This is a genomic window from Pseudostreptobacillus sp., assembly GCF_977040545.1.
The window spans coordinates 1-9,101 of record NZ_CDRRBS010000041.1; the positions used below are offsets into that span (position 1 = coordinate 1).

Consider the following 9,101-nt stretch of genomic DNA (forward strand, 5'->3'; position numbering starts at 1 on the left):
AAAATCATTTTTATAAATAGAATATGTATCAACAAAAAACTAAAATATTTATCAAACATATTTTTGTGAAAAAATTATTTTATTTTTTAATTTTTTTATATCTTTCACTTAATTATATATCAATTTTTAAAAAATTTTAACTTAATACTGAACTATATTTATTTCATTTTATTTTATAAAATAAATACATAAATATAATTAACACTAAATATGAAAAATTATAAAAATTAAAAACTTTTTATACTATAAACTATAACGCCTTTTATCTTGTAATATATGATATTTTATGATATAATCAATTTGTAAATTAAAAATAAATGGAGGTATTTTACTATGGCAGTAAAAGTAGCAATCAATGGTTTTGGAAGAATAGGAAGATTAGCTTTAAGAGTAATGGCTAACGATCCTAAATTTGATGTAGTAGCTGTAAACGATTTAACTGATGCTAAAACATTAGCACACTTATTCAAATATGATACAGCACAAGGAAGATTCAACGGAACAATAGAAGTTAAAGAAGATGCATTCATCGTTAACGGAAAAGAAGTTAAATCTTTTGCTAAAGCAAATCCTGAAGAATTACCTTGGGGAGAATTAGGTGTAGATGTAGTATTAGAATGTACTGGATTCTTCACTAAGAAAGAAAAAGCTGAAGCTCACATTAAAGCAGGAGCTAAAAAAGTTGTTATTTCAGCACCTGGACAAGGTGACTTAAAAACAGTTGTATTCAACGTTAACCACGAAATATTAGATGGAACAGAAACTGTAATATCTGCAGCTTCTTGTACAACTAACTGTTTAGCACCTATGGCTAAAGTATTACAAGATAAATTTGGAATAGTTAGTGGATCAATGACAACTATACATGCTTATACAGGAGATCAAAACACTTTAGATGCACCTCATAGAAAAGGTGACTTAAGAAGAGCTAGAGCTGCTGCTGCAAATATAGTTCCTAACACAACTGGAGCTGCAAAAGCAATAGGATTAGTTATACCTGAACTTGCTGGAAAATTAGATGGAGCTGCTCAAAGAGTACCTGTACCTACAGGATCATTAACTGAATTAGTTACTATATTAGAAAAGAAAGATTTAACTAAAGAAGAAATTAATGCAGCTATGAAAGAAGCAGCAAACGAAGCATTCGGATACACTGAAGAACCATTAGTATCATCTGATATTATAGGAATTTCAGAAGGATCTTTATTTGATGCAACTCAAACTAAAGTTATAGGATCAGGAGATGCTCAATTAGTTAAAACTGTTGCATGGTATGACAACGAAATGTCATATACTCAACAATTAATAAGAGTATTACACTACTTCGTAAGTTTAATTAAATAATAATATACAAAAAGCCGAATAACATTTCTGTTGTTCGGCTATTTTTTTAATTTATTTATCTTTAATATTAAATATTTCTTTTCCCTTTTTATACCCATATACATAGTCAAGATTAATATTTTCCATAGACTTAAATACTTTTTGTTTAAGACCAGGATTATTTTTTTCTAACTCTTCTAACATATTTTTAATTTCACGTCTTTTACTTGAAGTTTTACCAGCCTCTATTACACAACCACAATTCATTGCTCGTATACCATTAGTCTTAGTAAAATCTATAATGTCTGATTCATGAACTAATACCATAGGTCTTATTAAAACTAACTTCCCTGATGTAGAATCAGCTTTGGGAAGCATCGTTTTTAATGTTCCACCATAAAATAAATTTATTAAAGTAGTTTCTATAACATCATCAAAATGATGACCTAGAGCTAATTTATTATATCCCATATCTTCTATATTTTTATAAAGTATACCTCTTCTCATTTTAGCACAAAGAAAACATGGATAATCCTTAGCCATTTCATTAGCAACTTTCCAAATATTTGTATCTATTATTTCACAATCGATATTAAGTTCTTTTAAATTAAATTTGAAATGTTCTAAATCATCATTTCTAAAACCAGGATTTAAACTTATTGCAGTAAATTCAAAATTAAATCTTTTATCTTTTTTTAATTGTTGAAACAATTTACAAAGAAGTAAAGAATCTTTACCTCCTGAAACAGCTATTGCAATTTTATCCCCTTCTTCTATCAAATTATATTGTAATATCGCTTCAACAAACTTATTATATATACTTTTCTTATACCTATTTACTATACTTTCCTCTATTTCTTCAACTGATTTAAGAGGACAATCAGGTATTATTGCATTACAACTTAAATTTATCATTTTTTCTCCTTAATTTGTCCAGGTACTCCTACGACATTAACATTATCTGGAACATCTTTCATAACTACAGAATTAGCCCCAACTACAACATTATTCCCTATAACTATATTTCCAAGTATTTTTGCTCCTGCTCCTATCATAACATTATTCCCTATAGTTGGATGTCTTTTAAATCCTACTGGTTTTAAATTACCTAATGTTACACCATGATATATCACACAATCATCACCTACTATAGCAGATTCTCCAATAACTACACCTATACCATGATCAAAAAATACTCTTTTACCAATTTTTGCCCCAGGATGAATTTCAATACCAGTAAAAAATCTAGAGATAGTTGATATAAGTCTTGCTAAAAAAAACATTTTTTTTGTATATAACCAATGCGCTAATTTATGATTTATAGCAGCATGAAAAGATGGATACAGAAAAACCTCCATCTTACTTTTTATTGCCGGGTCTTTTTCATATATATTATTTATTTCATCTCTCAACCATTTAAACATTTATTTCTCCTCAAACTTATACGGAGCTACAGAAAGATATTTTTCTCCTCCGTCGGGTGAAATTGTTAAAACTTTTTTACCTTTACCTAACTCTTTGGCTAATCTATATGCTGCAGCAATATTAGCCCCTGATGAAATACCTAAAAATAATCCAAAATCACGTGTAACACGTAAAGCAAAATCTTTTGCTTCTTCATCTGTAACTTTTAATACCCCATCTATTAAACTTCTATCAAAATTTTTAGGTATAAAACCTGTCCCTATACCTGCTATTGTATGTTTACCCGGCATTTCTCCTGAAATTACAGCAGAGTTTGCTGGTTCTACAGCATAAATTTTAGTTTTAGGACTTTTTTCTCTTAATTTTTTAGCAACTCCTGTCAAAGTACCAGATGACCCAACAGCTGTTACAAATACATCTAAATCAGGTATGTCTTCTAAAATTTCATCCCCTGTACTTTCATAATGTTTATTAGGATTTGCATAATTTTCAAATTGTTGAGGTAAAAAATAATCTTCATTTTCATTTACTAACCTTAAAGCTTCATTTATCGCCCCAGTCATTCCTTCATCACCAGGTGTTAATCTTAAATCAACGCCTAACGCCCTCAAAGTATCTTTTCTTTCTTGTGTCATGCTTTCAGGCATAACAATTATTACATTATAACCTTTTGCCCTACCTACAAGCCCTAATGATATTCCAGTATTACCTGATGAAGGCTCAACTATAGTTGATCCTTTTTTTAATTTACCTGATTTTTCAGCAGATTCTATCATACCAAGAGCTGCTCTATCTTTTACACTACCCCCGATATTAAATTTTTCAAGTTTAACATAAACATCTGCTACATCATTTCCAAAATCTAATTTTATTATTGGTGTATTCCCTATTAATTCTAAAATACTATTGTATATCATTATTCCTCCTCTATTATTTATTAATATTATAATTTTATCATAATAATATATGAAAGTAAAACTATTTAATTTAAATTATTAAATTAATAAAATGGAGATCATATAGATCTCCATCAAATATATCTTAATAAATTATTTTAAATTTAATATTTGTTGTTCTAATTGTTCTGCACCTTCTATTTTATCTTTTTTAGCTTCTCTTACATATTTAAGAGCAAGTCCTTTATTTCCTTTTGAACCTTGTACAAATGCTAAAACCATATTTGCTTCTTTATTTTTATCATCTTTTAATGCTTTATTTGCATAATCTTCTGCACCATCTAAGTAACCTAAATTAACAAAACCATTAGCTATTAAAATATTTAAATGTTTCTTAACATCATCTTTAATATCTTTATTTTCCTTTAATTCCTTAATTGTATCGTTTACAACTTTAGTATTTTTAGCAATTTCTGCAAGAAGTATTACATCTAAATAAAATTCTTGTGTTTTTGTAGCATTTTTTAAAATTATAGCTTTATCTAATGCTTTATTTAAATCTCCCTTAGAATTATAGATTTGATATAATAAATTTTCTGATTCTAAACTATTATTCGATAATTTTTCTGCTTCTAAGGCAAATTTTTCTGCTTCATCTAATTTATTTAAAGATATATTTGCATAAGATTTATACATATTTCCATAAACTTTAGCTTCAGTTGAATTTAAAGCAATTAATAAATCTGCTATTGTTATAGCTTCATTAGGTGATTTTTCAGAAATATAGTCTTCTGCAAGTTTATTATAAAATAATATCTTTTGTTCTTCTGTTAAATTTGGAGTTAATTCTTTGAATAATTTATCTGCTTCAACTTTATTACCTGAAAGTGTATATTCTTTAATTAAAGCCACTTTATATCCTAACTCTTTTGAATTTAATTTAGCTAATTCATTTAAATAAGATATTCTTTCGTTTCTATTATTTGAAATTCCATAAAGTTGAGTATATACAAACTCTTTAACTTGATTAGTTGAAACTGAATCATTTAAAATTTCATTTAAATATTTTTTACTTTCATCTAATTTATTTTGAGATGCCTTTAATCTTGCAAGTTCAATTTTTGCTTGTATTGTATACTCATCACTTTTTTGTTTTGAAATATTTACTAAATCACTTTCTAATTTTTCTATATTTTTTGTTGAACTATAATTTTTAGCTGCTGTTTCTAAATCTTCTTTTGTTCCAGCCATTCCTAAAGTTGTAGCTATTATCGCTGTAAGTATCATTAATTTTCTTTTCATTCTTATTACCCTAAGTACCTTAATACTTCCCTTTCTTTTAAACATATCCCATTATACTACATTTAATTCATCATGTAAACACTTCTAATATATTTCTAATGTAAAGAAAATATTATTCTATTTTTCAATTTGAATATGATTTTGATTTATAGTATAATATATTCAAAATGTAGAAAAGAGGTTATTTATGTCTACTCCATTAATGAAACAATATAGAGAAATAAAAGAAAAATATAAAGAATATATCCTATTTTTCAGATTAGGTGATTTTTATGAAATGTTTTTTGAAGATGCAGAAATCGCTTCTAAAGTATTAGGATTAACATTAACATCAAGAAATAAAGAAAAAGGAATGAATGTCCCTCTTGCAGGTATACCATTTCATTCTTCTAAACCATATATAGCCAAATTAGTTAATAATGGATATAAAGTAGCAATATGCGAACAAACCGAAGACCCAAAACAAACAAAAGGTTTAGTAAAAAGAGAAGTAATACAAATTGTTACATCAGGAACTATTCAAGATATAGATTTTATTGATTCTAAATCTAATAATTATCTTGCTTGTATTACACATTTTAACAATACATACGCAATATCTTTTATAGATATTACAACTGGTGAATTTAAAGTAATAGAAACTGATGAAGATAATTTAGTTAGTGAAATATATAAAATAGAACCTAGTGAATTAATATTTACAAATACTGTATCCGACAAGATAAATCATCTGATAGAAAAACTTAATATTAACACTAGTATAGTTTCAAAAATTAATGATAGTGAAAAATTCTTAAAAGATTATTTCAATATAGCTTCACTTGATAGTTTTGGAATATATGGAAAGAAAAATATAATAGATGCTTGTGCTTTAATACTTGACTATATATTAACATTACAATTTAACAATGAATTAAATATACAAAGAATAGAAGTTATTAATAAATCAAATTTTGTTGAACTTTCTTCTTCTACTCTTAGAAATTTAGAAATTTCTAAAAATCAAAGAGATAAAAATACTTATGGTTCTCTACTTTGGGTATTAGATAAATGTAAAAGTTCTAATGGTTCAAGAAAATTAAAACAATTATTACAAGCTCCATTACTTGATATCCAAGAAATAAATTCTAGATTTAATGATATTGAATACTTAAGTAAAGAAATATTAATTAGAGAAGAAATTAGAGAATTACTTGATAATGTATATGATATAGAAAGACTTATGGGAAAAATAATATTTTCAAATGAAAATGGTAAAGATTTAATTTCTCTTAAAAATACTATAGACTCTAGTTTTAAAATAAAAAATCTTTGGCCTGAAAAATTTGAAAATATAGATTTTAATTCACTTCAAGATATATATAATAAAATAGACAAAACAATACTTGAATCTGCTCCTTTTTCTGTAAGAGAAGGAAATATGATTAAATCAGGAATAGATCCTCAATTAGATGAATTAAGAGATATTATGAATAATGGTACAAGTATATTACTTGATATAGAAAATAGAGAAAAAGAAAGAACGGGAATTAAAAATTTAAAAATTAAGTATAACAATGTATTTGGATATTTTATAGAAGTGTCTAAATCTAATATCGATGCAGTTCCTGACACATACATACGTAAACAAACAATATCTAATGCAGAAAGATATATAACTGAAGAGATAAAAAGCTATGAAGATAAAATAATAAACTCACGTACAAAAATAGCAGAAATTGAATATGCAATACTTAAAAATTTGAGTTCATATATTAAAAACTTCAAAAAAATATTTATTGAACTTTCTAGTATTTTAGCTTATATAGATATTATAATATCATTTACCATAGTATCTATGGAAAATGGTTACGTTAAACCACTATTTAATAATAATGGTATATATGATATCAAAAAAGGTAGACACCCTGTTGTTGAAAAACTAATTGGAGATCAAATATTTGTTTCTAATGATATATATTTTGATAATAAAGAAAGATTTATAATTCTTACTGGTCCTAATATGTCAGGTAAATCTACATATATGAAACAAATTGCTTTAATTTCAATAATGGCACAAATTGGTTGTTTCGTACCAGCAGACTACGCTAATATTTCTATTGTAGATAAAGTTCTTACAAGAATAGGGGCAAGTGATGATATAATTACTGGGCAATCTACATTTATGGTTGAAATGAGTGAAGTTGCAAGTATAATTAATTCTGCTACTCCTAATTCATTAATTATACTTGATGAAGTTGGACGTGGTACTTCTACTTATGATGGATTAGCTATAGCTAGCTCTATATCTAAATATATAGTAGAAAATATTAATGCAAAAACCATATTTGCTACTCATTATCATGAGTTAACTGATCTTGAAAATAGATATGATAATATATTAAATTATAGGATAGAAGTTGAAGAAAAAGAAGGTCGGGTTAATTTCTTAAGAACTATAATTAAAGGTGGAGCTGATAAATCTTACGGTATAGAGGTTGCTAAACTTGCTGGTTTACCTAAAGTTATTATAAAAGAATCTAAAAAAATATTAAAATCTCTTGAAGAATCAAAAAAAGATTCACAACTTAACTTATTTGATAGTATAGAATATACTGAATATGATAAGTTAGAAGAAATGGAAGAGAAAATAAATGAACTTAGAAATAAAATTAACAACATAAAAAATATTGATACTAATAATATGACTCCTTTAGACGCATTAATATTAATAAATAAATTAAAAGATGAAATTTAAAATTTCATCTTTTTTTAAATTTTAATCATAAATTAAATTAATGATTATATTAATAAATTATATACTTAAATTATTGACTTTTTTGTGCTAATATTGTAAAATATGTTAAATTAATAGAAGAAAAGGGGAAATAAATCATGAAAAATATGTTAAAATTTATATTCAAAAGAATATTTACTGGTCTAATAACATTATTCCTAGTAATAACTATAACATTTTTCCTATTACATAAATTACCTGGAGATCCTTTTGAGAGTGAAAAAGCTATTCCGCCTCAAGTAAAAGCTAATCTTATGGTTAAATATGGAATGGATAAACCAATAGGAATTCAATATGTTAACTATTTAAAAAATGTAGCTAAGGGAGATCTTGGTATTTCTATGAAAGAAAAGGGAAGAACAGTTAATTCTGTTATAAAAACATCTTTCCCAGTATCTGCTGATTTAGGTATAAGAGCAGTAATATTTGGACTGATATTTGGAATACCTTTAGGTATAATTGCTGCACTTAATAGAGGAAAAAAACTAGATTATTCATCTATGATAATAGCTGTTATAGGAATATCTGTTCCTAGCTTTGTTATAGCAGGAATATTACAACTATATGCAGTAGATGTACACAAAGCTATACTTATAAATAAATTACATTTACCATTAGGAAAAATACTATTAACAGGTTGGGATATGCCTAGTAAAAAAATACTTCCTGTTATAGCATTAGGATTTTTCTCAGTAGCTGAAGTTGCTCGTCTTATGAGAAGTAAAATGATTGAAATTATGGATCAAGACTATATAAAACTTGCAATAGCAAAAGGGGTTAAACCTATAAATATTATACTTAAACATGCATTACGTAATGCAATGTTGCCTATAATAACTGTTATATCTCCATCAATTGCTGCAATACTTACAGGATCTTTCGTAATAGAAACTATGTTTAGTATAGGTGGATTAGGTAAATACTATATAGGTAGTATAGTAGATAGAGATTATACTATGGTATTAGGGGTTACAGTATTTTATTCTGCATTTTTAATATTAATGATGATAATTATGGATATACTTTATGCCTTAGTTGATCCAAAAATTAAGTTAGAAGGAGGGAATTAATATGTCAAAATATAAATATGATAGAGAAAATTATATAACTGTTCCTAGTGATTTTGATTATGTAGGTCCAGATCTTAAAAAAAGTGAAGATATTAATAAACCAAGCACTACTTATTGGAAAGATTCTTGGAGAAGATTTAAAAAAAATAAAGCGGCATTAAGTTTTCTTATACTACTAGGTGTCTATCTATTCTTTGGATTATTTGGTTCATTTTTAAGTAAATATAACTACTACGAACAGCACACACAAGAAATATTTTTAAGTCCTATAAAAGGATTTTCAAAAGGATATTATCTAGGTACTGATTA

The 9,101-nt window shown here is 26.1% G+C and carries 7 protein-coding genes and 1 pseudogene; 4 read left to right on the plus strand and 4 right to left on the minus strand.

The window, feature by feature from the left end:
- Nucleotides 1-333: 333 nt before the first annotated feature.
- Nucleotides 334-1,344, plus strand: a complete 1,011-nt coding sequence (gene gap / locus ACWYO2_RS03285) for a type I glyceraldehyde-3-phosphate dehydrogenase (protein WP_455515072.1) — start codon at nucleotides 334-336, stop codon at nucleotides 1,342-1,344.
- 51 nt (nucleotides 1,345-1,395) lie between these two features.
- On the opposite strand, the gene ACWYO2_RS03290 is transcribed toward gap, so the two are convergent.
- The 4 genes from ACWYO2_RS03290 to ACWYO2_RS03305 all read right to left on the minus strand — a co-directional run bounded on the left by ACWYO2_RS03290 (nucleotide 1,396) and on the right by ACWYO2_RS03305 (nucleotide 4,991).
- Nucleotides 1,396-2,238, minus strand: a complete 843-nt coding sequence (locus tag ACWYO2_RS03290) for a tRNA lysidine(34) synthetase (protein WP_455515073.1) — start codon at nucleotides 2,236-2,238, stop codon at nucleotides 1,396-1,398.
- Complete coding sequence (cysE, locus tag ACWYO2_RS03295; protein ID WP_455515074.1) at nucleotides 2,235-2,747, minus strand: serine O-acetyltransferase; 513 nt, start codon at nucleotides 2,745-2,747, stop codon at nucleotides 2,235-2,237. The genes ACWYO2_RS03290 and cysE overlap by 4 nt, the downstream gene beginning before the upstream one ends.
- Nucleotides 2,748-3,665 carry a cysteine synthase A gene (cysK, locus tag ACWYO2_RS03300; RefSeq protein ID WP_455515075.1) on the minus strand — a complete coding sequence of 306 codons (918 nt, stop codon included), beginning with the start codon at nucleotides 3,663-3,665 and terminating at the stop codon, nucleotides 2,748-2,750.
- A 132-nt stretch (nucleotides 3,666-3,797) separates the two neighbouring features.
- Nucleotides 3,798-4,991: a tetratricopeptide repeat protein gene (locus ACWYO2_RS03305; RefSeq protein ID WP_455515076.1), complete on the minus strand. Its 1,194-nt coding sequence runs from the start codon at nucleotides 4,989-4,991 to the stop codon at nucleotides 3,798-3,800.
- Between the two features lie 142 nt (nucleotides 4,992-5,133).
- Here ACWYO2_RS03305 and mutS point away from each other — a divergent pair, with 142 nt between their 5' ends.
- From mutS to ACWYO2_RS03320, 3 genes and pseudogenes are all read left to right on the plus strand, one after another.
- Nucleotides 5,134-7,683, plus strand: a complete 2,550-nt coding sequence (gene mutS / locus ACWYO2_RS03310; protein ID WP_455515077.1) for a DNA mismatch repair protein MutS — start codon at nucleotides 5,134-5,136, stop codon at nucleotides 7,681-7,683.
- Nucleotides 7,684-7,820: 137 nt separating this feature from the next.
- Nucleotides 7,821-8,792 carry an ABC transporter permease gene (locus tag ACWYO2_RS03315; RefSeq protein ID WP_455515078.1) on the plus strand — a complete coding sequence of 324 codons (972 nt, stop codon included), beginning with the start codon at nucleotides 7,821-7,823 and terminating at the stop codon, nucleotides 8,790-8,792.
- A 1-nt stretch (nucleotide 8,793) separates the two neighbouring features.
- Nucleotides 8,794-9,101 (plus strand): annotated as a pseudogene (locus ACWYO2_RS03320) (ABC transporter permease); the annotation flags it as partial.

Bases quoted from the DNA above. Each gene is read 5' to 3' on its own strand.
- gap (WP_455515072.1), top strand. From the start codon at position 334: ATGGCAGTAAAAGTAGCAATCAATGGTTTTGGAAGAATAGGAAGATTA.
- ACWYO2_RS03290 (WP_455515073.1), bottom strand. From the start codon at position 2,238: ATGATAAATTTAAGTTGTAATGCAATAATACCTGATTGTCCTCTTAAA.
- cysE (WP_455515074.1), bottom strand. From the start codon at position 2,747: ATGTTTAAATGGTTGAGAGATGAAATAAATAATATATATGAAAAAGAC.
- cysK (WP_455515075.1), bottom strand. From the start codon at position 3,665: ATGATATACAATAGTATTTTAGAATTAATAGGGAATACACCAATAATA.
- ACWYO2_RS03305 (WP_455515076.1), bottom strand. From the start codon at position 4,991: ATGTTTAAAAGAAAGGGAAGTATTAAGGTACTTAGGGTAATAAGAATG.
- mutS (WP_455515077.1), top strand. From the start codon at position 5,134: ATGTCTACTCCATTAATGAAACAATATAGAGAAATAAAAGAAAAATAT.
- ACWYO2_RS03315 (WP_455515078.1), top strand. From the start codon at position 7,821: ATGAAAAATATGTTAAAATTTATATTCAAAAGAATATTTACTGGTCTA.